Genomic DNA, 26,032 nt, shown 5'->3' on the forward strand with positions numbered 1-26,032 from the left:
TGAATGTCCTCATACAATTATGGATCAAATCACTTCGATTAACGGTTTGTTTGCATCGGTCTCAAGCAAACGACCAAAGCTAAATAAAGGCACATTTGCTTGTTTTGCAATTTGTTGTACTTTTTCGACCGCTTGTGGACGAACCGCAATAAGTAAACCACCCGATGTTTGTGGATCACATAAAATCGCTTTTTGTTCATCCGTCATTGCGGAAATCAAATGCCCGTAGCTATCAAAGTTACGATGAGTGCCGCCTGGTACAGCACCTTGTGCGATATAATCTTTCACACCGTCAAGCGTATTAATTTCAGCAAAATTCACTTCTGCCCTTACACCAGAACCTTGACACACTTCGCTTAGGTGACCAAGCAAGCCAAAACCTGTTACATCCGTCATGGCAGTCACATCGGCTAATTGGGAGAATTGCGCGCCAATTAAATTAATTTGGCACATCACATCACGTGCTAGATTCTGATGCTCTACTTTTAGCAAACCTTTTTTCTCAGCAGTCGTCAGCACACCAATACCAAGTGGTTTAGTTAAAAACAGTTCACAGCCTGCCTCAGCCGAAGCATTTTTCTTCACTTTCTCAGTGCTGACCATCCCTGTTACCGCTAAGCCAAAAATTGGTTCAGATGAATCAATCGAATGCCCACCTGCTAATGCAATTCCAGCTTGCTGACAAGCAAAACGCCCGCCTTCCACAATTTTTTGCGCCACTTCTGCGGGCAATTTATTGATAGGGAAACCTAAAATCGCAATCGCCATAATCGGCTTGCCACCCATCGCAAAAACATCACTCAGCGCATTTGCCGCCGCAATACGCCCAAAATCAAACGGATCATCCACAATAGGCATAAAAAAGTCGGTAGTGCTGATAATGCCAACGCCATTGCCGATATCATACACAGCAGCATCGTCTGCAGTTTCATTACCCACTAATAAATTCGGATCAATAAATTTATCTAATTGACTTTGTAAAATTGTCCCTAACACCTTAGGAGAAATTTTACAGCCTCAACCAGCACCGTGACTATATTGCGTCAAACGAATCGGTTCTTCCGCCATTTTATACCTCATAATCTATTTTTGGATTTTGCTATTGTACGCTAACAAGCGGTCATTTTTGAGGGCAAATTTGCAAAATTCCCCAAAAAAAGAATCGCTTGCGCTATAATCTGCAGTCAATTTCAACAGAGGGGAAAAATAATGTTTGAACTTAATCCAATTAAAACGCAATTAGCAGACTTAACCACGCGCACCAATGTGCTTCGGGGGTATCTTTGACTTTGATGCTAAAGTCGAACGTTTGGAAGAAGTGAATGCAGAATTAGAACAGCCAGAAATTTGGAATACGCCAGAAAAAGCACAGGCGTTAGGAAAAGAACGTTCTGCATTGGAAATGGTGGTCAATACCATTAACGCCTTGGAGCAAGGTGTGGAAGATGTTGAAGGATTAATTGAATTAGCGATTGAAGCAGAAGATAAAGACACCTTTAACGAAGCACAAGCTGAAGCGAATGAATTAGAAGAAAAATTAGCTAAACTTGAGTTTCAGCGAATGTTTAGCGGTCAACACGATGCCGCTGATTGTTATGTTGATTTACAGGCAGGTTCGGGCGGTACCGAAGCACAAGACTGGACAGAAATGTTGCTCCGTATGTATTTACGTTGGGCTGAGAGTAAAGGCTTTAAAACGGAGTTGATTGAGGTGTCAGACGGTGATGTCGCTGGCTTGAAATCAGCGACGGTAAAAATTACTGGCGAATATGCGTTCGGCTGGTTGCGTACTGAAACAGGTATTCATCGCTTAGTGCGTAAGAGTCCGTTTGACTCAAACAACCGCCGCCACACATCTTTTGCTGCGGCGTTTGTTTATCCTGAAATTGATGATGATATTGATATCGAAATCAATCCTGCTGATCTACGGATTGATGTGTATCGTGCCTCTGGTGCCGGTGGTCAGCACGTGAATAAAACCGAATCTGCGGTGCGTATTACTCATATCCCGTCGGGTATTGTGGTGCAGTGCCAAAATGGCCGTTCACAACATCAAAATAAAGACCAATGTATGAAACAGCTAAAAGCGAAATTATACGAGATGGAAATGATGAAAAAGAATGCGGAAAAACAAGCAATGGAGGAAAGTAAATCGGACATCGGTTGGGGAAGCCAAATTCGCTCATACGTTTTAGATGATTCTCGTATTAAAGATTTACGTACAGGCGTTGAAAACCGCAATACACAAGCGGTACTCGACGGTGATTTAGATAAATTTATTGAGGCAAGTTTAAAGGCTGGGCTTTAGGCTGGATTTGTAAGTTTGTTCTGTATTACGTAGCCAATTACACACAAAGCACTTAATTAAATTTTTCTAGAATCCTCGTGAAGTTCTTATCACGAGGATTTTTGGGTGTAATAGCCAAATAGTTGCTAAAAAATAAGTTAAAGCCTTGCTCAACACCCTCCTCCACTTTTTCACCGTTTACATGAATGCCTAGAACGTGAGAGAGACATACTAATAAAGTTAATACTGAGATCTAGAGTATAAAACCTTGCTGATATATACCGCTTCTTAAATGGCGATTTATACTCCTCATAAGGCTTTTTCTATAAGTACTTGAATAACTCATCAGAATTTTCAAAAAGTTTATATAATTTTGATACATTGGAGCATAGAGCAACCAAGTAATGCTTTATTATTCATTGTTATTTCCTATTTCCCTTGCTCCCACTTCACCTCATTCTCCAAATTATTTTGTTTGTAATCTTGGTTAATGAGTTCTTGCTCTTTTTGCATCGCTCTGAACCATGCCCGTTTTGGAACGGTCGGTTGTTGCCAGTCGTTAAAGGCTTGGGCAATACCTTCTTCTGCTTTTTTACGATTAAACGGAATAGCAAAACTTAGCGCATTACAAAACGCAATTAATGGCGGAGCGGTGAAAGTGCGGTAACTTTTGCCAATATATTGTAAAAATTCGGGGTTATCCTCCGTTAAATAGGCGCGAATAGCGTTTAAAATATCGGCGTTATGGGTTTTATTGGGTGTAGGGTACACACCAAAAAAAGCATATGACGGCGCTTCTTTCGGGTTATTGTAGTCTTTAAATAAAATTTGCAATGAAAAATGCGCACCGCCACCAAAGGGATATACGCCAAATTGGTTGTAAAGCAAACCGCTTAAAGGGTCGCCTTTTTCAGGCACATAAGCAATATGTGTTTTGGGGCTAGTGGTTTGCCAATAAATAATGCGCTTTTTGCGGTTTACGCGAATGCCCCGAACGCGAGGGAAACAAATAAGCAACAATAACAAAAGAGGCCAAATAAAATGGAAATAGGCTCTTATTCTTTCCCATCGCCATGCATTAAGATATTCTTCTCTATATTCTTCATAAGGAATAATTGGTGAATTTGGATATTGTTTTTTAAACTCATCTTGACTTCTAATTCTTATGTGTTCTTTATAATTAGGCATAATTTGTTCATCGGGATAAAAAGCCCACTTAAGATCTTCTTTTACAGTTGTCACAATATATTCAAAAGGATAACGAGAGCGCTCATTATTTTCGATTGTAATCATTTCCATAATCAGTAAACCGACCAATATTGCTCGATAAAAACCACGCCGAAAGCCATCAATAAAAGATTGCCTGATTTCGATTTCATCTTCGTTGCATTGGCAAATAGAGCAACCAAGTAATGCTTTATTATTCATTGTTATTTCCTATTTCCCTTGCTCCCACTTTACCTCATTCTCCAAATTATTTCGTTTGTAATCTTGGTTAATGAGTTCTTGCTCTTTTTGCCTCGCTCTGAACCATGCCCGTTTTGGGGCGGTCGGTTGTTGCCAATCATTAAAAGCTTGGGCAATGCCTTCTTCTGCTTTTTTACGATTAAACGGAATAGCAAAACTTAGCGCATTACAAAACGCAATTAATGGCGGAGCGGTGAAAGTGCGGTAACTTTTGCCAATATATTGTAAAAATTCGGGGTTATCTTCCGTTAAATAGGCGCGAATAGCGTTTAAAATATCGGCGTTATGGGTTTTATTGGGTGTAGGGTACACACCAAAAAAAGCATATGACGGCGCTTCTTTCGGGTTATTGTAATCTTTAAATAAAATTTGCAATGAAAAATGCGCACCGCCACCAAAGGGATATACGCCAAATTGGTTGTAAAGCAAACCGCTTAAAGGGTCACCTTTTTCAGGTACATAGGCAATATGTGTTTTTGGGCTGGTAGTTTGCCAATAAATAATACGCTTTTTGCGGTTTACACGAATGCCCCGAACGCGAGGAAGGCAAATAAGAAAAATGATAATAGATAGCCAAAAAACATGGGAAATGAGTCTAACCCATCCAAATTTATGTTTTTCTAAATAAGGACGTTTATATTCTTCATATGTTTCTTCTCTTTCCTTAGCGGAGTATTCAGGGTTCTCAAATAATTTTTTATATCTCAAATAATTAGGCATAATTAATTTATCAGGATTGAACACCCAATCAATATCTCTTTTTACACTTTCTACAATATATTCAAAAGGGTAACGTGAAAATTCCTTTACTTTTATTGTGAATACTTCCATAAAAAGCAATCCAACCAATAGCACACGAAAAAAACCACGCTGACCTCCATCAATAAAAGATTGTCTGATTTCGATTTCATCTTCGTTACACTGGCGAATAGAGCAACCAAGTAATGCTTTATTGTTCATTTTCATTCCTTAAAATTTAAAGGTGGTTAATACGGATTTAATGCGTGTTTTTGAACCCTCAAAATCAGGCATGGACACTTGGATATGTATTTTCTTTATACTCCTATCAGGGTAATAAATGATTTGATTGCTTAAATCAAAACTATCATTTTCTGAAGTATGAGTTATTCTTGTGTTATAGCCATTTCCTTTGGGATATTGTAGGGTAACTTTCTGATTTGCTGTATCCAATATAATATGTTGCGGTTGTTCAAAATATTTTGCCCCAAAATCATTTAGCATAAATGTATTTACGATAACCTTTTCAGCAATACTAGGGTATTGCAATAAATAGTGGCTAACTTCAAAAGTATATTTATCAATGACATTAATTTCAATTTGTTGGGCAAATTGATAATAACGTTGCATTTCTAATTGGTAATAATTATTGGTTTCATCAGCTAAGAACACGCCACTATCAAATTGCGTTTTAAACTTCTCATCTCTACCACCTTTCCAACCATATAAAGTATTTAGATCAATCTCCCCCCAATATAATTCGCTATCTCCCCAAAAACCATTTGTTACCCATGTTTCCATATCATCACTGGAGTAAAGGGCAAGGATAATTCCAGCGATTACCGCCACAGCACCTAAGGCTAAGCCTGCATAAGCCACACCGACTACTAAGGCTGATATGGAGCTAACTTTCGCGGCAGCAACCAATGCCCCGCCAAGTTCAACTATCAACATACCACCACCGCGCAACCCTGCGCTAAGCATGCCAACCGTATCGCCTTTATAGCGCGCTTCTTGCCAAATGCCATATTCAAACAATGCCCCTACGGCGGTGATTGCTAAGGTCGCACTTAATAAAGTGGTTTTCAGTACCATTAAGCCTTGTCGCCCAGATTTAGTGGCATTGATAATATCAATCTCCCCTGTTACCGATGAAATTGAAGCCTGTTGGCGGAATGTTTCAACCGCTTGTTTTGCCTGCGCCCCCAAGCCCCCTTCAGGGGAATAAAAGGCAGTGAGCATATACAGGCTATTTAATGTCGGATCATTTGCTAATTGCCCTGCGCTTGTGCGTGCGGTATTGTCATTAAAATAAGTTAATAATGGGGCATAACGACTGAGTTTTGTTACGCCTGATAACGTTTCTGTTACTTGAAATAAACGATAACTTGGCTCAGTTAATTTTGCATGTATTTCACCGAAAGCAAAGCTTCTTCCACTTGAAGGCAATTTCCCGATATTTTGCCCATAGATTTCTTTGGCGCTCGGGTGTGCTTGAAATACAGCAACTAATGAGGAATACACTAATTTCGGTCTTTTTGGGGATTTATTGCCCTTTCTTATTTTGCTATACATAACTTTGTCTGCCCAAATATCGACAAATAAATCGTAAGCCGCCACATTAAAGGCAACTTTTTCTGCCACATTGGCTAATAACGCAATCACTTTATCATAATTGAGCGTTAAATCACGCAATGCCTTCCCATTATCAGGCTCAAATTGTGCTTGCGTAGGTAGCGGTAAATTAACATCGCTTTCTTCAAGTGCCGCAATCATTGCGTTTGCGCCAAAAGCAGATAAATCAAGCCCACAGAGCAAGCCATGTTGCCATAAACACCAAAGTTCTGCGGTATGCGTATCTGTATTCGTTAAACATTGTTCAATTCTTCGCACACGATTAAGCACCTCAGGTTTAGCAATAAATGTCACCCACGCATTAACCAGTTCTTTGAAATCTTGTCCATATCGTCCAATTAAATTCGCTAATTTATTAATGGTGTTAATACCAATTAATTCTTCATCAAGATTAAATTCAGTTTTCAACGTGGCAAGAATTTCTGCATTGCCGTTAGGTGTAAGGTGCTGTTCTGCAATACCTAAACGCTGGTAAATAGCTCTCACACTTGGTTTTTGCGTTACTGTGCCAAAACTGGCTGAAGGCGAGCTGTTTTCTTTTTCAAATTGTTGATATTGATAAAAATATTGCTGTTTGACATAAGCATCAATATGCTGTGCCGTAGCAAAAGCGTATTGATATTTGCGCAAGAGTTTATTACGTTGTTGCACTAAATAATAGTGATAAATACTCATATCTCTTGCTGTACCAATTGGATCATCCAAAGCAACAATAATGCCATTATTGCACCAAATGCGTTTAATTAAATTATCGTAATCCGAATGATAGCCTATTGGTGTTAAACGATAAGCGTTTGTTTCATCGTCAACTTTTGAGGTTACTTCAATAAAATCTTGTATTGCACTATCTAACAATTTAAGTGAATTAACAAAAGTATCCGATTGTTTAGTGTTCACATAGTGCATCCATTCATTGCGTGTAGTTTTATCTTTTTCAAGCTGTGTTAAGAGTGCTTGCGGTAATTTTATATCGGAATAAAGAATATAAAAATTAGTTACATTTTCAGGCAAGGTAATATAAGGATTACCGATTTTTGATAATTTCCATGAGTTAGGTTCACCAAAATATTGATTAAAATGGTAAGGCAATGGTATATCTTCGCTGCCATCATTAATCTCCATATCAGGAGAGTGATAGCGATAGACATACCACGCATTACAATCATCATTGCTTGCGGGGGCATTTGTTGTTATTTCGGCATACGCTGTTGTTGCACTTAATGCCAGAATATAAACATAGCCATCTCGCAATAAGCGAATATCATATTCACTATTAGCTTGAACTTGCTTTAATGTAGAGCTTGGGGCTTTGCCTGTGCTTGATAACGATTTCAATGTTTGCGTAGTTAAGGCAAACCGCGTTGGCAGTACACGTAAACCTGGAGTACATTGCGCCACAATACTATCAACAGGCGATGAATCTGGTGCAGGATAACGCTTGTTTAAATTGATAGAAGGGGTGGTTTTATCCGCTGACATAATTATTCCTCTACAATATCTGACCATAGCTGATTTGCTACATTAGCCAATTCATTAAATTGTTGTGTTAAACGCATTTCTGCCATATCAAAATCATACTGCTTGGCTTTGGCAACTAATTTTGCCACGGCATATTTCATAATCGCATCTTGAGCTTGATAATTTTTCTTATAAGCTTCGCTTAAATAATCCAATAGCTCCCCCAACTGTTCTTGTGATACAAGATGAGGATAGGTTTGTAGGACGTAACCTGCTAAATTCTCTCGTGTTTCTAACCATTTTAGCGCCTTAAACCCATCCATTTCCCACTGAGTCATCATCACAGGGGCTGGCTTGGTATCTTCTGGTAAGGCTTTGAGTTGATAATAATAAAAACTGTCATCAAATCCTGCGCCAAAAGCATGAATAATGCGGTTGTCGAAGCCGAAGAATTTGCTTAATTTTTCAGGGCTGTTTGCAATGATGTTAAGGTAATTATGTAACACTTTCGGGTCATAAAAACGAAAGAAAAACCATTTGCCATGCTCATCTTGTAGCACGGGGAATTTGCGCAAGTGGTTGAAGACGGTTTCAAAATCATGGCGTGAGTGAATAAAAATACCGAGATGTTCATGCCAATTGAGCTTAGTTAAGGCGTTTTCTTGGTGGAATAACCCCTGTAATTCGCTTTCAGTGCGGTAATCAGGGCAAGGGGACTGGGGTAATATGGTGGCAAAGCAGATAGTTTTCATCATATTGGTGCGTAGGCTTTTCGGTAACCAGTTTTTCAATTTCCACCAAGCGTACTTCTTGCTTACCCAACCCTTTGGCATGATAGATTAATTCTATCATACCATGGCGTTGGAAAAAGGTTTCCGCAGGCAAAGGTGCAAGGGTTGGTTGAAAATGACTGCTTTGCACGTTATCCGTTTGCGCCATAAATGCTTCAAATTCTGCTTTATCTTGAGCAAACGCCAGCAGTGCTGCCACAATCTCTTGCTTGATTGGTGTTACATTGCCATGATAATCTTTTTCTTGCTTAACAACTTGGCATTGACCAAGTTGAATCCAAAGTGAGCGCATTGTTTTTTTCCTTTTATTACAATTAGATAAATACATCATCTACTTTTTATTATTATAATAGCATAAGTCATAATTCATTATGCAAGAGAAGAACGACAGGATAAAGGATATTTATTTTTCAAGGAAGTATCCGCTAAAATGAACCAATAAAATGCCCTTAACCCGATTATTAGTTTAAAGACATTAGCATTTTACGGTAAAGATTGATTTCAGTCTTTGTGCAACGGCTACATAATACCGAAATTATTTACAAATCTAACCGCTTGTTTTGTTTGGAGATAAGGAATGTTTTTAGAATCTCTGCAATTTAGCATTGGGGTAATGTTACCCACCATTCTTTTAATGTTATTGGGCATTTTTTTACGTCGCCGCAGATTTGTGGATGATGCATTTTGTAATACCACGTCTAAAGTGATGTTCAATTTTGCGCTTCCTACCATGCTATTTTTAAATGTGCAGAAAAGCTCGCTAGATTATCGCGCTGATCTCAATTTAATTTTGACGGGTTGTTTAGGCTCATTGCTGATTTATGTATTAGCCGAATGGTGGGCGGCTAAATATATTAAAGTGCGTGAATATCGTTGCATTTTTACCCAAGGTGCATTTCGCACTAACGCTGCAATCTTAGGTTTAGCACTAGCAATCAATGCTTATGGAGAGGCTGGAATTGCCCCTGTTTCAATTTATACTGCAAGTTTGGTGATTGTATTTAATACCTTGGGTGTTATCACTATTCTTAATTCGTTAAGCAATGAAAAACCGAGCATTGGTAAATTGAGTAAGGCGATTATTAAAAACCCGCTGATTCTTGCGATTGCATTTGGTATTTTGTTCAATTATTACCAAATTTCAATGCCAGCGCCATTGCTACAAACTGCACAATCATTAGGTAATATTACGTTGCCTATGGCACTGATTTGTATCGGCGCAAGTTTAGATTTTAAAGCGTTAAAGCAATTCAGAAATCAAAGTGAAGAAAGTGAATTAAATCGCCTTGTGCTTTACTCTGCCACTATTCGCTTGATCTTCGCACCAATTTTTCTATTTTGTTTAGGCAAATGGATATTCGGTTTAACGCCAATGCAATTAGGGATTTTATTTTTAACCTCATCGGCTCCTGTTGCTGCAGCCACTTATGCGATGGTAAAAAATTATGGCGGAAATGGCACTGCCACAGCCAATCTTATAGGCTTAACTACCATTGGCTCAATGTTTACTGCCAGCTTTGGATTATTAATCCTACGCCAATTAGGGTGGATTTAAAAACCAACCGTTGCGAAAAAATGATAAAAAACGACCGCTTATGTTAAACAAGCGGTCGTTTTCTTTATGGAATTTGCAAAAGCTAAAGCAATTAATCTTCGCCCCACACTTCTTTTGCAATTTCTTCTACATGGCGCACTTTTGCCCATTGCTGTGCTTCGGTCATTACATTACCTTCTTCGGTTGAGGCGAAGCCACATTGTGGGCTTAAACAAAGTTGCTCAAGTGGTACATATTTTGCAGCTTCTGCAATACGTGCTTTGATTGCTTTTTTATCTTCTAATTCTGGGAATTTAGAACTGATTAAACCTAACACAACCCGACCTTTGTTATTCGCAAAGTGTTTTAACGGCTCAAAACCGCCAGAACGTTCATCATCATATTCTAAGAAATAACCATCATAATTCGTTTGACCAAATAAGCCGTCAGCAATTGGATCATAAGCACCTTCCAATAAATAAGAAGATTTATAGTTACCACGACAAACGTGAGTGGTAATAGTTAAATCTGCTGGTTTATCCGCTAAAATCACTTGGATATTTTCTACCGCTTGTGCTTTATCTGCTTCGAACGTTGGCTGTTGATAATTGTTGCAAAGAGAACCCCAATAAACATCATCAATTTGTAAATAGCGGCAACCTGCATCATAAAAGGCTTTAATTGCCTCTTTGTAGGCTTGCTGTACGTCTTTAGCAAATTCTTCACGGGTCGCATAAATGCCGTGATCCCATTGCACTGGATACATCAATTGGTTCGGGCTAGGAATAGTAAATTTCGCAACCGCACGACCCGCTACAATTGCATTAAATTTTTTGAAATGTTCGATAAATGGGTGATTCGGATTCCAAGAGACTTTTCCGCAGCAACGTGTGTTATATGGACGAACTTCAACGCCTTTAAAGTTATACGCTTTCTCAGGTACATAGCCTTCGATGCCGTTTAAGTTTTCTAAAAAGTCGATATGCCACCATGAACGATGAAACTCACCGTCTGTTACCACTTGAATACCCGCATCTAATTGTGCTTGTACTAATTTTTTCACTTCTTCTTCAACAATCGCATCACGAGCTTCAAGTGAAATTTTGCCTGCTTTATAGTCTGCATGTGCCTTTTTCCACGCCTCTGTTCTTAAATATGAACCTACTGTATCTGCATGAAAAGGTAAGTTTGGGTTTGCCATTTTTTTACTCCGTATATTTTTATTCGTTATCAATTATCCTAATGTAAGTAAATTTTGCTTACTGAACAAGCCTTATTGATTAAAATTTATGATGAAAATTATCAGCATTAATTATGAATTAAATTCATAATTAAACTACACCATATTGCTCACGATAAGCTTTCATTGCTGGTAAATAAGGGGCATATTGTTCCGATTTTTCAATAAATGATAATAAATCATCAAAATCTACAATCGAAAATACTTGGCAATGATAATCGCGCTCTACTTCTTGAATCGCAGAAAGCTCACCATTGCCTTTTTCTTTACGATTTAACGCAATTAATACGCCCGCTAATTCGGCTTGGTTAGCATTGATGATTTCCATTGATTCACGAATGGCCGTTCCTGCCGTAATCACGTCATCTACTAATAAAATTTTACCTTTTAATGGTGCACCGATAAGGTTACCACCTTCGCCGTGATCTTTTGCTTCTTTACGGTTAAAACAGCAAGGTTTATCAACATCAAATTGATTAACCAGTGCCACCGCAACGGTTGTCGCAATTGGAATACCTTTATAAGCAGGCCCAAAAAGCACATCAAAATTTAGACCGCTTGCTTGAATTGCCTGTGCATAAAATTCACCTAATTTAGTAAGATCTCTACCTGTATTAAATAAACCTGCATTGAAAAAATATGGGCTTTTTCGACCTGATTTTAAGGTAAATTCACCAAACTTCAGCACATTACGGCTTAATGCAAATTCAATAAAATCGTATTTATATTGTTCCATGTTGTCCTCTATAAGCGGTTATTTTTATTAAAAAATTGCAAAAAAATCCCCTAGCCCAATGAAAGGCTAGGGGATTTTTTATTCTGGAGTGATCCATTCAACAGACCAGCTGCCCGTACCTTCTGGCACAAGCACTTCAGTTAAGTAAGGTAAAATTTTTTTCATTTGGCTTTCTAATTGCCACGGCGGATTGATCACAATCATACCACTTGCAGTCATTCCTCGCTGATCAGAATCAGGGCGTACCGCTAATTCAATTTGTAGAATTTTGCGAATGCCAGTATCAACCAAACCACGTACAATACGTTTAGTATGTTGGCGTAATACTACAGGATACCAAATCGCATAAATGCCTGTCGCAAAACGTTTATAACCTTCCTCAATCGCTTGCACCACCAATTCATAATCTTCTTTTAATTCATAAGGTGGATCGATAAGCACAAAACCACGGCGCTCTTTCGGTGGTAATGCAGATTTCAATTGCTGAAAGCCATTTTCACGTTTAGTTTGTACATTCGCTTTTTTCGCAAATTCTTGACGCAATAATGGAAAATCGTTTGGGTGCAATTCAGTTAAAATAGCACGATCCTGTGGGCGTAATTGATTTACAGCGAGCAATGGTGAACCAGCGTAATAGCGTAACTTGTCACCTTTATTAATTTTTTTTAGCTCATTAATGTATAACGCCACTTCTTCAGGTAAATCGTGTCGCTCCCATAAACGCGCCACGCCTTCTAAGTATTCGCCTGTTTTTTCTGATTCCGCACTCAGTAAGCTATAACGTCCAACACCTGAATGAGTATCAAGATAAAGAAAGCCTTTATCTTTCTGTTTTAATGATTGTAAAATCAAAAGTTGAACAATATGTTTCACAACATCCGCATGATTGCCAGCGTGGAAACTATGGCGATAACTAAGCATAATTCTCTCTTATTTCAATAATTTAATCGGTTAATTCTAACATGGAATAGCTCAGAAAACACGAAAATGTCAGTCTAATTTTCGCTTACGTTGTGAAACATTTTGTTTGAATCTAATAAAAAACACACGTTTGTTCATAAAGAGTTCTTTATTCAAATTCAATTAATTTTATCATCTAAATAACTACAGAGTAAAAAATGAATCTTAAAATTAAAAACGGAAAATTAATTCACCAAAAACAAGTCCCTTCTCCACACTTTAATCCAAGACCTCAACCAAATGATATTTCATTACTGGTTATTCATTATATTAGCCTTCCGCCAGAAGAATTTGGAGGAGATTTTATCGACAAATTTTTTCAAGGGAAGCTAGATCCCTCTATTCATCCTTATTTTGAAGAAATAAAAGATTTGCGTGTATCAGCTCATTGTTTAATTAATCGCAAAGGGGAAATCACGCAATATGTAAATCTTAATGATATGGCATGGCACGCTGGATTATCTGAATTTCAAGGGCGAGATAAATGTAATGAATACTCAATAGGCATTGAGCTAGAAGGCAGTAACAATCACCCCTTTACAGAACAGCAATACCATACATTAGCAAAGCTCACCAAAGAGATTATGCAAGAATACCCAGCTATCACGCTTGATCGGATTGCGGGACACAATCAGATTTCCCCAGGTAGAAAAATCGACCCTGGTCAATATTTTAATTGGGAATATTATTTATCATTAATAAAATGAGTGAAATAATATTAAATTATATTCAATATGAAGTTGAAATATTTTAATATTCAAGAATATTAAATAAAAAAAGGCTAGGTGATTAACCTAGCCAATAAGATAATATAATGAATAAAATTTTCTTAGTTATTTAACGACTGTCCCCTCTGCAATTATGTGGTATTGCCGAAGTTACGAAACACATTCTATTCTAAATAAAATAAATTACAAGCTATTTTTTAAATGAAATATAAATTATTTTTCATCTTTCGTTTCGCAACTTAAAAATTAAACAAAATTGATAATGAAGCTAGATTTAGTTTAATTTTTTGCAACTTACAATCCAGAGATAAAAAGAAAAAAACATACAGTAATTGAAATGAGGGAAAAGATATAAAAAAAGCTAGCTCCGAAGAACTAGCTAACATTAGGAATGAATAAAATTTTCTAAGCCATCCAAGATGGCTCGTTTTATTACAATAGAACTTGCGATAAAACGTCAATAGAATAACACTACTTTACAATAAAGTAAAGTTAATTAAAATTTACTTAAAATTCAGCAGGTACACTAAAAGTTATCACTTCACTGGTCAGTGGGTGAGTTATGGTTAAGCTTTCTGCATGTAAACATAAACGTGGCGCTAAACTTCTTGCCAATGGATTCGCATAGAACTTATCACCCAAAATCGGATGTCCTAACGCTAATGAATGTACTCTAAGCTGATGTGAACGTCCTGTAATCGGCGTCAGTTTGACTCGAGTAGTGTTATTCGGTAAATGCGCTAACACTTCGTAGTGGGTAATTGCCTTTTTACCACGTTCATAGCAAATCTTTTGACGGGGGCGATTTTCCCAATCACAAATCAGTGGAAAATTCATTTCGCCTGTATCGCCCACCTTTTCACCCAATTTGCCCCATAATAACGCAATATAATGTTTTTTCGGTTCACGCTCACGAAATTGGCGCTTTAGCTCTTTTTCTGCCATTTTGCTTAATGCAAATAGCAAAATACCGCTGGTAGCCATATCTAAACGATGAGCTGGCTCGGTAAATCCATATTTCTGCTGCACACGCGTCATTGCACTATCATAATATTCAGGGCGGTTGCCAGGAACGGATAACAAGCCACTTGGTTTATTAATCACTAAAATATGATTATCTCGATAAACCTCCGTTAAAAAAGGTTCAAGTGGCGGATGATATTCAATTAATGCCATTTTTCTTCTCTTGTTGAGAGGGTACCGACAGCGAAATCGCTATCGGTAGCACCTAGCTAAACAGTTTTAGCTTTTACTATTCTTTATTACTGACAATCACACGCAAACTATCTAAACGCCAGTTCGCTAATGCAATTTGTTTAAGTGATTCCAGACGTTGCTGTTCTAACACGGCAATTTCATCAGCACGAATATTTTTATTCACCGCTTGTAATGAGGTTAAACGGTGTAATTCTGCGCTTAATGTGCTATCTGCTGCTTGGCTGGCTTTCTCAATCAATGCTGACAATTTTGCGCTAATCGCTTGTTCACTCACACTAATTAATTTTTTAATGTCTGCTTGTGCCATTTTCGCAATTTTATTTGCCATTTGTTTATTAACAGGTTTGAGTTGCTTTTCTAGTCCTGCAAATGACACCTGTGCTGCCATATCGTTGCCTTTATTATCCAGTAAAATTCGCACTGGCGTTGGCGGTAAGAAACGAGATAAATTCAAGCCTTTTGGTGCTTGCGTTTCAACCATATAAATCGCTTCAAGCAGCAAAGTGCCTGCTGGTAAGTTTTTATTAATCAACAACGAAATTGCTGATTTACCAATATCGCCTGAAGTGATTAAATCAATACCATTACGAATCATTGGGTGATCCCAAGTTAAAAACTCAACGTCTTCTCGCATCAGTGCAAGCTGACGATCGAAAGTAATGGTCGTGCCTTCTTCGGCAATCCCTGGGAAATCGGGTACCAACATATGCCCCGTTGGACTAATCACGATCGATTGCTCACCTAAATCTTCTTGCTCTAAGCCAATCACATCAAATAAGCTAAGCGCAAAATTGACAAGGTGCGGATTATTATCTTCTTTCGTAATCGCTTCAGCGATTACTTGTGCTGCTTCTCCACCATTTGAATTTAGCTCAAGTAAGCGATCTCGCCCCTGTTCTAATTCCGCTTTTAACTGCTGCTGACGTTTAAAGGTTTTTGCAATAAATTCCTCAAAACCGACCGCTTGTGGATTCTTTAAGAAGATATCTAATTCTTCACCAAACTCGCTAAATAATGCGGATCCCATTGGGCAAGTTTCTTCAAACGCATTTAAGCCTTGGTGATACCAATTCGCTAGCACCATTTGCATTGAATTCTCAAAGCATGGCACGTGAATTTGAATATCATTTTTCTGCCCGATACGGTCTAAACGCCCAATACTTTGTTCTAATAAATCTGGGTTATCAGGTAAGTTAAATAACACTAAATTGCTAGCAAACTGGAAGTTACGCCCTTCCGAACCGATGCTTGAACTAATTAAAACCTGTGCACCTTCTTCCATTTGTGCAAAGTAGGCAGATGCTCTGTCTCGTTCTACGATCGACATTTTTTCATGGAATACTGCCGAACGAATCGCCTCACGTTCACGCAGAATTTGCTCAAGCGCAATCGCTGTATCCGCTTGCTTACAAATCACTAAAATTTTCTGATCTCGATGATTTTTTAAGAAGGTAATTAACCATTCAATACGTGGGTCAAAATCCGCCCATTTTGCCGCAGGGTTCATTCGTTGGAATAAACGTTCTGGGTAAAGCTGATCATCTCTGGTTACCCCCCCCATCATACCCATCACTTTTAATGCATTGGTATATTGGCTTGGCATTTCTAAAGTAATTTGATGATAAATACGATGTGGGAAACCCTTCACGCCTTGACGAGTGTTACGGAATAACACACGACTAGTACCGTGGCGATCGATAAGCTCTCGAATCAATTCTTGACGTACTTGTAAGCGATCATTTTCTTTCGATTTTTCACTATTGATCACCTTAAACATTGGTTCAGTATCTTGCTCGCTTAGCAATTCTGCAATACTGTTTTGTTCTTCATTACTTAATGGTTTGTCATTTAATAAGGTTGCCACAGCATCCGCAACTGGTTTGTAATCTTTTTGCTCTGCCACGAAGCTTTGGTAATCATAAAAACGATCTGAATCTAATAACGCTAAACGAGCAAAATGGCTTGCCTGTCCTAATTGTTCTGGCGTTGCGGTTAGCAATAGCACTGAAGCGGTCTGTTTTGATAACTTTTCAACAAATTGATAAGCCACACTTGGTTCACTTTCCGACCATTCTAAATGGTGCGCTTCATCAACAATCAACATATCCCAGTTACTTGCTAACACTTGTTTTGCACGGTTTGGAGAAGTAGATAGCCAATCAATTGAAGCAATCACCAATGCTTCGCTATCAAATGGATTTTCGCTTACATCGTTGCCATCTTCGTCTGCTTTATCAAAGTCGCTACAACGTTCTTCATCAAATAATGAAAACTTCAAGCTAAAACGGCGCAACATTTCGACCAGCCATTGGTGTTGCAGGCTTTCAGGCACAAGCACTAATACTCGCTCTACTCTGCCTGAAAAAAGTTGTTGTTGTAAAATCATACCTGCTTCAATCGTTTTACCTAAGCCCACTTCGTCGGCAAGTAACACTCGAGGCGCAACACGTTGTCCAACTTCTTTAGCGATATGTAATTGATGTGGAATCAAACTCGCACGGATGCCTCTCATACCTCGTAATGACGATTGGAACTGTGCTTGCTGATGTTGCAACGCACGATAGCGCAAGGCAAAGCGATCTGAGCGGTCAATTTGCGCTGAAAATAAACGATCTTGTGGCTTACTAAAACTCACTTTATGATCGAGTTGCATCTCAGGTAACACTGCATCTTCGCCTGAATCTACTCGTTTCCCCAAATAGATCACAAAGCCTTGATTCTCGACTACTTCTTCAACGTCTAACAGCCAACCTTCAACACTATTAATGCGGTCGCCTTTCTGAAATTGCACACGTGTTAAAGGGGCAACTGAAAGCGCATAAATACGCTCTTCTTCTGCGGCGGGGAATTGAATAGTCACTGTACGATTGTCACTTGCAGTAACGATACCTAAGCCTAAATTATTTTCCGATTCGCTAATCCAGCGCTGACCTACTACGAACATTTTTTGGTTATTTCTCCTACTTATAAATTCTTATTTATTTTAACAAATTTCTTACTATAAGCGCTCGGATTCTTCCACCGATTTGCAAATTTTCTCCGAAAAAAAACCGCTTGCCTAAATTTATATCAAGGCAAGCGGTTGCTTTTCTAACAAGAGATCAACTTAGTTTTTATCTAAATCTAAATCTGCTTTATATTCAATACGGTTACGACCTTTTACTTCAATTTCTACATCTAATTCTTGAACACCACGTTCAAATTTTAGATCTGCCTCATCACGTCGAATATCAGATTCTACTAAACGGAAGCCATGACGTTTTGCATGTGTAATCGTGTTTTTTGCGATTTGGCGTACGTCGTTACCACGTAAGTGATATTTCACTTCATACTCGCCGTTACCTTGGCGATCTGCTTTGACTAATTTGCCATTTGGGCGATAAATTTCACGGGGAATATCTGCTGCAAATGTGCTTGTTGCAAATAAACCTAATATTGTTGCTAATAAAGTTGCTTTCGATAACATTTTCATAAAATAGTCCTTTTTCTAGGGTAAAAGCCAAAGGTAAGATTCAGTGCCTATAAGACGCCACCACACTACCTTAGTTCTTTAAACTTTTATAAACTTTGGTAAAGCTTAAACGCCTGTCCGTCGGACATACTCGCAAGATAATCGCAAATCACTCGGGGACGTTTATGCTGCTCTGTTTGCCTCCAGCGTTGTGCAATATTATTTGGTAATAAACGCTCTGGATCGGTACTCAACATATCAAATAACGCCATCAAAATGCGCTGTCCTTTGTATTCCACCCGTTGCGTTTTTACATCGCAAATTACATACTGATAAACAAAACGTTTTAAAATTTCTAAGACACATTTCACTTCATCAGGCAAATGAGCATTAAAACGTAATAATGGTTCTTCAAAACCTGCAAATTCCTTCCATTGCACATTCGTTACAAAATAATTGACCAAAGCGCCAATAACATCTTTACGCTCATATCTGTGCTGTGAAAATAATTTTTGGCTGAGACTTGGTAAAATAGTTTGAATCCATTGTGAAGAACAGTTGGCTAATTGGTGCTCTGCTACTTGCCAAGATTGTGGAGTTACCATTCCGCCCGCAATCGCATCTTCTAAATCATGTACGCCATAAGCAATATCATCAGCAAGTTCCATAATGCTACAATCGAGCGATTTATATTGTGTTGTATGCGGTAAACGAGGATCAGCACTTGGTTTTATCGTGCGTAATAATTGACGATCTGCTTCGCTTAACGGCTTAAGCACCCACTCAAAGAACGCTTGATCATCACTAAAAATGCCCTTACAGGTTTTGAATTGGTGCAAATTAATATAATTCGTTTCAGCAAATTGCGGGCACTCGCTTGGCGCGGTGTCTTCCAAGAGTGCAGGATATTTAATAATGCCCAACAATGTTCTGCGGGTAAGATTCATCCCATGTTGCGGGGTATAAGGCTCTAGCTGGGTGATAATCCGAAACGATTGGGCATTGCCCTCAAAGCCACCATATTCACGCATTTTATAATTGAGTGCCATTTCCCCCCCATGCCCAAATGGCGGATGCCCAAGATCATGTGCAAAACAAAGTGATTCAATTAAGCTACGAGAAGGCAATAAAGCGGTTAAATTTTCCGCTAAATTTGCAAATTTTTGATCAGAAACGACCGCTTGAAAAGCCTGCTTATCTTGTAATAATTTAGCACGAATACTGCTCCCGATTTGTGCGACTTCAAGTGAATGCGTTAGACGAGTACGATAAAAATCATCTTCTCCCACCGCATGAATTTGTGTTTTCGCCTGCAAGCAGCGAAAAGCTTCCGAATGCAAAATGCGTGCGCGATCACGCTGAAATGGTGAACGGTGGTCTTGTTCTCTTTTTTTATCAGCTAAAAAACGTTCTATCCAAACATTAGAAATCATCTGCTGCTCCTCTTTTTCATATATAATAACCGACTTTACGAATTTGATTTTACACTAAAAATGGCACTGTTCTACTCTGAAAAAGCTGCAAAACAGCAAGCAAAAAAATCGACAAAAACGACCGCTTCCGCTCCCGTTACCATTCAATCATTGGATTACCAAGGCTTAGGCGTGGCAAAAATTAACGGAAAAACTTGGTTTATCGAAAATGCGCTCCCAAACGAACTGGTGGAAATTCGTGTATTGGAAGAAAAACGCCAATATGGACGAGCTAAAGCGGCCAAAATTTTGAAGAAATCTAGCGAACGCCAACTACCAAGCTGTGCGCTTTATGGCAAATGTGGTGGCTGTCAAATGCAACATATTCCGCTCACTTTACAGCGAGAAGCCAAGCAACAAGCGCTTTTTCAACGTTTACAAAAACTTCAAGCAAAACTGATTGATTTCCAACCGATGATTATTGGTAATGATAAAACCTATCGTCGTCGTGCTAAATTAAGTATTGCGTTACAAAATAATCAATTAGCCATCGGATTCAGAATGCAAAATTCTAGCCAAATTATACCGCTTGCCGATTGTGAAGTATTGGTTGCGCCCCTTTCTCAGCTGATAAAACCACTACAAACGCTATTTGCAAACTGGCAAAATAAAAAATCGCTTGGTCATATTGAATTAGTGCAAGCGGATAACACGATTGCAATGTTAGTGCGCAACGTTGGGCAGCTTCACCCACAAGATCACCAACAGCTACAACAATTTGCTGAACAATATACACTTTCGCTGTTTGTGATGAGTGCGGAAAACGAGATTATACACTTAACGGGAGAGGCGCCGTTTTATCAAATTCATGGCATTAAATTGGGCTTTTCAATTCGTGATTTTATCCAAGTCAATGGCGTTTTAAATGAGAAAATGGTGGATAAAGCCTTGGAATGGCTCAATCTTTCTGCGCAAGATCGTGTGCTAGATTTATTCTGCGGTATGGGCAATTTTACTTTACCGATCGCCAAACAAGCGGGTTTTGTGGTGGGGGTTGAGGGCGTCGAACCCATGGTAGCACAAGCGAATCTTAATCTCGCAACAAGCGGTTTAAAAAATGTTGAATTTTACCAAACCAACTTAGATGAGCCTTTTGCTGATAAAGCTTGGGCTAATAAGCCTTTTAATAAAGTGCTGTTAGATCCTGCCCGCAATGGCGCATTGTTTTGCTTAGATCATTTAGTTGCATTAAATCCAGAGCGCATTGTTTACGTTTCTTGTAACCCCGCAACCTTAGTGCGAGATGCTGAAAAGCTGATCCAAGCAGGCTACCAGCTGCAAAAAGCCACAATGATCGATATGTTCCCACACACTGGGCATTTGGAATCAATTTCATTGTTTAGTAAAATGATGTGATGAAAGGTGTAGAAAAAAAGAAACCCCGTAGAAAACCTACGGGGCAAATTCTTTTGTTCTAATTCTGGAGGTATGAATCACTGTTTTATAAAAGGAGACAAATAAAACAAGAACAAAAGCAAAACTAAAGGAAATTGTTGGCTCCTCCTGCGGGACTCGAACCTGCGACATATGGATTAACAGTCCACCGTTCTACCGACTGAACTAAGGAGGAACATTTCGAAAAAAATAATATCGCTAAACCGTTTTAGCGTCAAACGTTATAACCTAACTTGTCAATTCTTTGCACTTCTTGAACCTGAAGTTAATTATTTACAACAAACTCGACAATCTTTGAGTTTAGGCAATGCCATTTCTCTTACCGAGAAATGCAACCCGTCAATGATCAACAATTTTCCTGATAAACTTTTACCAATATTTAACAATAATTTAATGGCTTCTAGTGCTTGTAAACTGCCGATCACACCAACAATCGGCGCAATGACTCCCGCTTCAACACAACTGAGTGTACCGTCACCAAATAATTGGCTTAAACATTGATAACAAGGCTCTTCTGGCGCATAACTAAAAACAGAAATTTGCCCTTCAAAGCGGATTGCAGAACCTGATACAAGCGGTCGTTTTTGGGCAAAACATTGCAAATTCAGTTGGTTTCTCACTTCCACATTATCAGTGCAATCTAGGACTAAATCTACTCGCTCAATCAATTCAGCAAATTCAGCATCCGTACATTTTTTATTAATTGCTTCTAGTTGAATATGTGGATTAATTTGGCTTAAGCGAGCTTTAGCAGATTCGACTTTTGGCTGACCAAGATTTGCATCGGTATGCAAAATTTGGCGCTGTAAATTAGACAGCGACACTTCATCAAAATCGACTAAGATTAACTGACCAACGCCTGCAGACGCCAAATATTGCGCTGCGCTACAGCCCAAACCTCCAAGCCCCGCAATTAACACTCGACTTGCTTTTAGCTTCTCTTGTCCATCAAAATCAACGCTTTTTAAGCTAATTTGACGGTGGTAGCGCAACATTTCTTGATCTGTTAATTCCATATTTGTTTAGCTTAATAAATGATTAAACGGTTGAATAGTCACAGTTTCGCCTGCATTCACATTACCACGCTCGGTTTCTAGCACAATAAAACAGTTACTTTCATAGAATGCACTAAAAAGATGTGATCCTTGCGTACCAACTGGACGAACCGCAATTTCGCCTTGTTCATTTACATAGTAAAAACCACGTTGATAGTCTTGACGCCCAGCTGCTTTCTTCAATGGCATTTCGCTCATAGCGGTTAAATTTTGGGTAAGATTTGCAATGCGTTGCGCATTTACGCCCGCTAATTTCGCTAACGCAGGCTGTACAAGCTGGTAAAACGTAACTAACGCTGAAACAGGATTTCCTGGTAAACCAAAGAACCAAGCGTGTTGTAATTTACCAAAAGCAAATGGCTTACCTGGTTTCATTGCAATTTTCCAGAACCCAATTTCCCCCAGCTTTTCTAATACATCTTTAGTAAAATCGGCTTCACCAACTGATACACCACCGCTGGTAATTAATACATCAGCTTGTTGCTGAGCTTGATTGAATGTTTGTTCAAATATCACAGGATCATCAGGCAAAATGCCAAAATCTAAAATTTCACAATTCAATTTTTCTAACATTAAACGCACCGCGAAACGGTTGGTGTCATAAATTTTGCCTTGTTCAAGTGGATGACCGACTGAAGTTAATTCATCGCCAGTAGATAAAATCGCAACTTTTAAACGAGTAAACACTGAAACTTGCGCAATGCCTAATGAAGCCAATAAAGGCAAACTTGCTACATTCAGCACACTGCCTTTTGCCAGCACTAAATCGCCCTGTTTTACATCTTCACCCACTCGACGAATATTTTGTCCAAGTTTTGGTAATTTGCAAAATTTCACCAAAACTTGACCGCTTGTCAGGGTTTGTGTTTCGGCTTCTTCCTGCATTACCACTACATCACATTCTGCTGGTACCATTGCACCTGTCATAATACGCACACATTCGCCCGCTTTTAGCTCACCACTAAATGGATTACCCGCAAATGCTTTTCCTGCAACAGTTAAACCGTCAAAATTTGTCAGATCCGCTAAACGAAATGCGTAGCCGTCCATTGCTGAATTATTAAAACTCGGCACATTGATCGGCGAATAAATATCTTCCGCTAAAATGCGATTTGCACCTTCAGCCAAAGTGAGTGTTTCTGTCGTTTTAGCGCTCGGTAGGCGGTTTAACATTTCTTGTAACGCTTCTGATACAGGGCGTAGTGACATAACAAATTACTCCTTAATTTAGTGTACTTGAATAAAGAAATCACGAACTCCAACCAATAAATTATTAATCGCAACTGATGCTAAAATAAGCCCCATTACACGACTAATAATAGCTGCACCTGCATTACCAATAAGATGCTGAATACGATTCGCAGCAAGTAAAAATAAATAGGTAATCGCTAACACTGCTAACATAATGCCTGCAGTAATTGCTTGGTCAACAATACTAAAACGATGATTATCAGTTAATAATACCACCGCCATCATCGCACCTGGTGAAGCAATAGAAGGTACAGCTAATGGATAAACCGCTAATTCACCAATATTGGCTCGCATTTTGATTTCTTGTTCTGGCTTACTTTCGCCAAAAATCATGGTCAGAGAAAACAGCAATAACACTAAACCACCCGCTGCTTGGAAAGCCGCAAGTGGAATTTGCATTGCTTCGAGTAACATTTGTCCACCAGCTAAGAAAAATATCAAAATTCCAGCAGAAATCATCACTGCATTACGCGCAATTTTTCTACGATCATCTATTGGTACACCAATTGTTTTTGCCAAATATACTGGTATAGTTCCAATAGGGTCGATCACTGCCCATAACACAACAAACTGCACAGCTAATGAATCAAACATCACATCCTCTATTTATGTTAGAATAATTATGAAATTTTAACATAAACTCAGTATTTCATAATGATTTTTTTCACCGATCTTATTTTAAAACGAGGACAATCTGTCCTTTTAGAAAATACCTCCGTAACCATTCACACAGGTCAAAAAGTAGGAGTTGTTGGCAAAAACGGATGTGGCAAATCTTCACTATTTGCCCTCGTTAAAGGCGAATTACAGCCAGAAGGTGGCGATGTTTCACTACCGAAAAACTGGGCGATTTCTTGGGTAAATCAAGAAACGCCTGCACTTGAAATTTCTGCCCTTGATTATGTAATTCAAGGCGACCGTGAATATATCCAACTCACTCAGCAATTAGAAAAAGCAAACCAAGAGAATAACGGCAACCAAATTGCATTAATTCATAGCCAATTAGATACGATTGATGCTTGGACAATTCAGGCGCGTGCTGCAACGCTACTTAATGGATTAGGCTTTTCAAATGAACAACTTAGCTTACCTGTAAAATCATTTTCAGGCGGTTGGCGTATGCGATTAAACCTTGCACAAGCACTGATTTGTCGCTCTGATTTACTCTTACTGGATGAGCCCACCAACCACTTAGATTTAGATGCAGTGATTTGGCTGGAAAAATGGCTAACCAATTATCGTGGCACATTACTTTTGATTTCGCACGACCGAGATTTTCTTGATCCGATTATTAATCGTGTGATTCATATTGAAAATCAACAACTCAACGATTACACAGGGAACTACACCTCGTTTGAAATTCAGCGTGCAACCAAAATTGCCCAACAAAATGCCGCTTATGTACAACAACAACGCAAAGTGGCACATTTGCAAAGTTTTATCGACCGTTTTAAAGCCAAAGCGACCAAAGCAAAACAGGCACAAAGTCGTATTAAAGCGTTGGAAAAAATGGAATTAATTGCGCCCGCTTATGCCGATAGCCCATTTGAGTTTGAATTTCGTCCTCCTTTGGCGCTACCAAGTCCCTTATTAATGATGGAAAAAGTCAGCGCCGGCTACGCTGAAAAAACCATTTTAGAATCAGTAAAACTGAACTTAGTACCAGGTTCTCGTATCGGTTTACTCGGTCGTAACGGTGCGGGTAAATCTACCTTAATCAAATTACTCGCGGGCGAACTTGCGCCTCAAACGGGTCAGATTCAGCTCGCTAAAGGCGTTCAATTAGGCTACTTTGCACAACATCAAGTTGATACTTTACGTTTTGATGAAAGCCCGTTATGGCATTTGCAAAAAATTGCGCCTGAATTAACCGAACAAGAAGTGCGCAATTATTTAGGTGGTTTTGATTTTAAAGGCGATAAAGTTAAACAAAATGTCGGCGCTTTTTCGGGTGGGGAAAAAGCCCGCTTGGTGTTAGCGTTAATCGTATGGCAACGCCCAAATTTACTATTATTGGACGAGCCAACCAACCATTTAGATTTAGAAATGCGTCAAGCGCTTACCGATGCCCTTACTTACTATGAAGGCTCATTGGTGGTGGTTTCACATGACCGTCATTTATTGCGTAGCGCAGTCAATGAATTTTATTTGGTACACGATAAAAAAGTGGAAGAATTTAAAGGCGATTTAGATGATTACCAAAAATGGCTGAACGAACAAAATGCGTTGGAACTTACAAAAAGTTCGGAAAATTCGACCGATTGTAACGAAACAAAAACAGATAATAGTGCACAAAATCGTAAAGAACAGAAACGTTTAGAGGCTGAATTACGCCAGCAAACCGCTCCGTTGCGTAAAAAGATCGGTCAATTAGAAAAAGATCTTGAAAAAGCCACTGAAAAGCTAAACAAGCTAGAAGCTCTGCTTGCTAGCAGTGAAATTTACGAAGCTGAAAATAAAGCACAACTCACCGAAACGCTCGCCAAACAAATTGAAGCAAAAAAAGCGTTAGAGGAGATTGAAATGGAATGGCTCGACTGCCAAGAGCAGTTAGAGGCAATGCTTAACGGCTAAAACCAAATAACAAGCGGTTGAATTTCGTTAATTTTTTACGAA

The 26,032-nt window shown here is 38.8% G+C and carries 21 protein-coding genes and 1 tRNA gene; 5 read left to right on the forward strand and 17 right to left on the reverse strand.

Annotated elements, in window-relative coordinates; genetic code table 11:
* Positions 1 to 24: 24 nt before the first annotated feature.
* Entirely contained in the window at positions 25 to 1,068 is a 1,044-nt protein-coding gene (gene selD / locus F8M47_RS10070) for a selenide, water dikinase SelD (protein ID WP_150539948.1), read from the reverse strand.
* A gap of 141 nt (positions 1,069 to 1,209) precedes the next feature.
* Here selD and prfB point away from each other — a divergent pair.
* A protein-coding gene (gene prfB, locus F8M47_RS10075) for a peptide chain release factor 2 (protein ID WP_150539949.1) occupies positions 1,210 to 2,308 on the forward strand; the annotation gives its coding sequence in 2 pieces (ribosomal slippage) (positions 1,210 to 1,284 and positions 1,286 to 2,308; 1,098 coding nt in all).
* 408 nt (positions 2,309 to 2,716) lie between these two features.
* Here prfB and F8M47_RS10080 read toward each other — a convergent pair.
* Genes F8M47_RS10080 through F8M47_RS12310 form a run of 5 tightly spaced genes read right to left on the reverse strand, consistent with a single transcriptional unit; the run spans position 2,717 to position 8,668 of the window.
* Positions 2,717 to 3,715 (reverse strand): hypothetical protein, encoded by a 999-nt coding sequence (locus F8M47_RS10080; RefSeq protein ID WP_150539950.1) that lies wholly within the window; start codon positions 3,713 to 3,715, stop codon positions 2,717 to 2,719.
* Between the two features lie 9 nt (positions 3,716 to 3,724).
* Complete coding sequence (locus F8M47_RS10085; RefSeq protein ID WP_150539951.1) at positions 3,725 to 4,714, reverse strand: hypothetical protein; 990 nt, start codon at positions 4,712 to 4,714, stop codon at positions 3,725 to 3,727.
* A 9-nt stretch (positions 4,715 to 4,723) separates the two neighbouring features.
* Positions 4,724 to 7,606, reverse strand: coding sequence for a toxin VasX (locus F8M47_RS10090; protein WP_150539952.1), 2,883 nt, complete (start codon positions 7,604 to 7,606; stop codon positions 4,724 to 4,726).
* A gap of 2 nt (positions 7,607 to 7,608) precedes the next feature.
* A complete protein-coding gene (locus F8M47_RS10095) occupies positions 7,609 to 8,340 on the reverse strand; it encodes a DUF4123 domain-containing protein (RefSeq protein ID WP_244298115.1) in 732 nt (243 codons plus the stop codon).
* Positions 8,288 to 8,668, reverse strand: coding sequence for a hypothetical protein (locus F8M47_RS12310; RefSeq protein ID WP_244298116.1), 381 nt, complete (start codon positions 8,666 to 8,668; stop codon positions 8,288 to 8,290). The genes F8M47_RS10095 and F8M47_RS12310 overlap by 53 nt, the downstream gene beginning before the upstream one ends.
* Before the next feature lie 285 nt (positions 8,669 to 8,953).
* Here F8M47_RS12310 and F8M47_RS10100 point away from each other — a divergent pair, with 285 nt between their 5' ends.
* Positions 8,954 to 9,931: an AEC family transporter gene (locus tag F8M47_RS10100; RefSeq protein ID WP_150539953.1), complete on the forward strand. Its 978-nt coding sequence runs from the start codon at positions 8,954 to 8,956 to the stop codon at positions 9,929 to 9,931.
* A 91-nt stretch (positions 9,932 to 10,022) separates the two neighbouring features.
* On the opposite strand, the gene F8M47_RS10105 is transcribed toward F8M47_RS10100, so the two are convergent.
* From F8M47_RS10105 to F8M47_RS10115, 3 genes are all read right to left on the reverse strand, one after another.
* The gene (locus F8M47_RS10105; RefSeq protein WP_150539954.1) at positions 10,023 to 11,111 is read right to left on the reverse strand and encodes a 5-methyltetrahydropteroyltriglutamate--homocysteine S-methyltransferase; all 1,089 of its coding nucleotides are present in this window, start codon (positions 11,109 to 11,111) and stop codon (positions 10,023 to 10,025) included.
* A 130-nt stretch (positions 11,112 to 11,241) separates the two neighbouring features.
* Entirely contained in the window at positions 11,242 to 11,886 is a 645-nt protein-coding gene (gene pyrE, locus F8M47_RS10110) for an orotate phosphoribosyltransferase (RefSeq protein ID WP_150539955.1), read from the reverse strand.
* 78 nt (positions 11,887 to 11,964) lie between these two features.
* Complete coding sequence (locus tag F8M47_RS10115; RefSeq protein WP_150539956.1) at positions 11,965 to 12,807, reverse strand: 23S rRNA (adenine(2030)-N(6))-methyltransferase RlmJ; 843 nt, start codon at positions 12,805 to 12,807, stop codon at positions 11,965 to 11,967.
* Positions 12,808 to 13,004: 197 nt separating this feature from the next.
* Between F8M47_RS10115 and ampD the strand changes: the two genes are divergently transcribed.
* A complete protein-coding gene (gene ampD, locus F8M47_RS10120; protein WP_150539957.1) occupies positions 13,005 to 13,553 on the forward strand; it encodes a 1,6-anhydro-N-acetylmuramyl-L-alanine amidase AmpD in 549 nt (182 codons plus the stop codon).
* Between the two features lie 528 nt (positions 13,554 to 14,081).
* On the opposite strand, the gene rluA is transcribed toward ampD, so the two are convergent.
* The 4 genes from rluA to F8M47_RS10140 all read right to left on the reverse strand — a co-directional run bounded on the left by rluA (position 14,082) and on the right by F8M47_RS10140 (position 19,676).
* The gene (gene rluA / locus F8M47_RS10125) at positions 14,082 to 14,750 is read right to left on the reverse strand and encodes a bifunctional tRNA pseudouridine(32) synthase/23S rRNA pseudouridine(746) synthase RluA (protein ID WP_150539958.1); all 669 of its coding nucleotides are present in this window, start codon (positions 14,748 to 14,750) and stop codon (positions 14,082 to 14,084) included.
* Between the two features lie 76 nt (positions 14,751 to 14,826).
* On the reverse strand, positions 14,827 to 17,736 hold the full coding sequence (rapA, locus tag F8M47_RS10130; protein WP_150539959.1) for an RNA polymerase-associated protein RapA: 2,910 nt from the start codon (positions 17,734 to 17,736) through the stop codon (positions 14,827 to 14,829).
* Between the two features lie 162 nt (positions 17,737 to 17,898).
* Positions 17,899 to 18,264 carry a hypothetical protein gene (locus F8M47_RS10135; protein WP_150539960.1) on the reverse strand — a complete coding sequence of 122 codons (366 nt, stop codon included), beginning with the start codon at positions 18,262 to 18,264 and terminating at the stop codon, positions 17,899 to 17,901.
* An 86-nt stretch (positions 18,265 to 18,350) separates the two neighbouring features.
* Positions 18,351 to 19,676: an anti-phage deoxyguanosine triphosphatase gene (locus tag F8M47_RS10140; protein ID WP_150539961.1), complete on the reverse strand. Its 1,326-nt coding sequence runs from the start codon at positions 19,674 to 19,676 to the stop codon at positions 18,351 to 18,353.
* Positions 19,677 to 19,736: 60 nt separating this feature from the next.
* On the opposite strand from F8M47_RS10140, the gene rlmD reads away from it, so the two are divergent.
* On the forward strand, positions 19,737 to 21,071 hold the full coding sequence (rlmD, locus tag F8M47_RS10145) for a 23S rRNA (uracil(1939)-C(5))-methyltransferase RlmD (RefSeq protein ID WP_150539962.1): 1,335 nt from the start codon (positions 19,737 to 19,739) through the stop codon (positions 21,069 to 21,071).
* Positions 21,072 to 21,209: 138 nt separating this feature from the next.
* Here rlmD and F8M47_RS10150 read toward each other — a convergent pair.
* From F8M47_RS10150 to F8M47_RS10165, 4 genes are all read right to left on the reverse strand, one after another.
* Positions 21,210 to 21,285 (reverse strand) — tRNA-Asn (locus tag F8M47_RS10150).
* Positions 21,286 to 21,379: 94 nt separating this feature from the next.
* On the reverse strand, positions 21,380 to 22,126 hold the full coding sequence (gene moeB, locus F8M47_RS10155; RefSeq protein ID WP_150539963.1) for a molybdopterin-synthase adenylyltransferase MoeB: 747 nt from the start codon (positions 22,124 to 22,126) through the stop codon (positions 21,380 to 21,382).
* Between the two features lie 6 nt (positions 22,127 to 22,132).
* Positions 22,133 to 23,374 carry a molybdopterin molybdotransferase MoeA gene (gene moeA / locus F8M47_RS10160; protein WP_150539964.1) on the reverse strand — a complete coding sequence of 414 codons (1,242 nt, stop codon included), beginning with the start codon at positions 23,372 to 23,374 and terminating at the stop codon, positions 22,133 to 22,135.
* Positions 23,375 to 23,392: 18 nt separating this feature from the next.
* A complete protein-coding gene (locus F8M47_RS10165; RefSeq protein WP_150539965.1) occupies positions 23,393 to 24,010 on the reverse strand; it encodes a MarC family protein in 618 nt (205 codons plus the stop codon).
* 60 nt (positions 24,011 to 24,070) lie between these two features.
* On the opposite strand from F8M47_RS10165, the gene F8M47_RS10170 reads away from it, so the two are divergent.
* Positions 24,071 to 25,990, forward strand: coding sequence for an ABC transporter ATP-binding protein (locus F8M47_RS10170; RefSeq protein WP_150539966.1), 1,920 nt, complete (start codon positions 24,071 to 24,073; stop codon positions 25,988 to 25,990).
* Positions 25,991 to 26,032: the final 42 nt, after the last annotated feature.

The organism is Actinobacillus vicugnae (assembly GCF_901687125.1).
Lineage (GTDB): Bacteria > Pseudomonadota > Gammaproteobacteria > Enterobacterales > Pasteurellaceae > Actinobacillus > Actinobacillus vicugnae.

Excerpts from the sequence above, each read along its gene's own strand:
- F8M47_RS10080 (WP_150539950.1), bottom strand. The coding sequence starts at position 3,715 with ATGAATAATAAAGCATTACTTGGTTGCTCTATTTGCCAATGCAACGAA.
- F8M47_RS10085 (WP_150539951.1), bottom strand. The coding sequence starts at position 4,714 with ATGAACAATAAAGCATTACTTGGTTGCTCTATTCGCCAGTGTAACGAA.
- F8M47_RS10090 (WP_150539952.1), bottom strand. The coding sequence starts at position 7,606 with ATGTCAGCGGATAAAACCACCCCTTCTATCAATTTAAACAAGCGTTAT.
- F8M47_RS10095 (WP_244298115.1), bottom strand. The coding sequence starts at position 8,340 with ATGATGAAAACTATCTGCTTTGCCACCATATTACCCCAGTCCCCTTGC.
- F8M47_RS12310 (WP_244298116.1), bottom strand. The coding sequence starts at position 8,668 with ATGCGCTCACTTTGGATTCAACTTGGTCAATGCCAAGTTGTTAAGCAA.
- F8M47_RS10100 (WP_150539953.1), top strand. The coding sequence starts at position 8,954 with ATGTTTTTAGAATCTCTGCAATTTAGCATTGGGGTAATGTTACCCACC.
- F8M47_RS10105 (WP_150539954.1), bottom strand. The coding sequence starts at position 11,111 with ATGGCAAACCCAAACTTACCTTTTCATGCAGATACAGTAGGTTCATAT.
- pyrE (WP_150539955.1), bottom strand. The coding sequence starts at position 11,886 with ATGGAACAATATAAATACGATTTTATTGAATTTGCATTAAGCCGTAAT.
- F8M47_RS10115 (WP_150539956.1), bottom strand. The coding sequence starts at position 12,807 with ATGCTTAGTTATCGCCATAGTTTCCACGCTGGCAATCATGCGGATGTT.
- ampD (WP_150539957.1), top strand. The coding sequence starts at position 13,005 with ATGAATCTTAAAATTAAAAACGGAAAATTAATTCACCAAAAACAAGTC.
- rluA (WP_150539958.1), bottom strand. The coding sequence starts at position 14,750 with ATGGCATTAATTGAATATCATCCGCCACTTGAACCTTTTTTAACGGAG.
- rapA (WP_150539959.1), bottom strand. The coding sequence starts at position 17,736 with ATGTTCGTAGTAGGTCAGCGCTGGATTAGCGAATCGGAAAATAATTTA.
- F8M47_RS10135 (WP_150539960.1), bottom strand. The coding sequence starts at position 18,264 with ATGAAAATGTTATCGAAAGCAACTTTATTAGCAACAATATTAGGTTTA.
- F8M47_RS10140 (WP_150539961.1), bottom strand. The coding sequence starts at position 19,676 with ATGATTTCTAATGTTTGGATAGAACGTTTTTTAGCTGATAAAAAAAGA.
- rlmD (WP_150539962.1), top strand. The coding sequence starts at position 19,737 with ATGGCACTGTTCTACTCTGAAAAAGCTGCAAAACAGCAAGCAAAAAAA.
- moeB (WP_150539963.1), bottom strand. The coding sequence starts at position 22,126 with ATGGAATTAACAGATCAAGAAATGTTGCGCTACCACCGTCAAATTAGC.
- moeA (WP_150539964.1), bottom strand. The coding sequence starts at position 23,374 with ATGTCACTACGCCCTGTATCAGAAGCGTTACAAGAAATGTTAAACCGC.
- F8M47_RS10165 (WP_150539965.1), bottom strand. The coding sequence starts at position 24,010 with ATGTTTGATTCATTAGCTGTGCAGTTTGTTGTGTTATGGGCAGTGATC.
- F8M47_RS10170 (WP_150539966.1), top strand. The coding sequence starts at position 24,071 with ATGATTTTTTTCACCGATCTTATTTTAAAACGAGGACAATCTGTCCTT.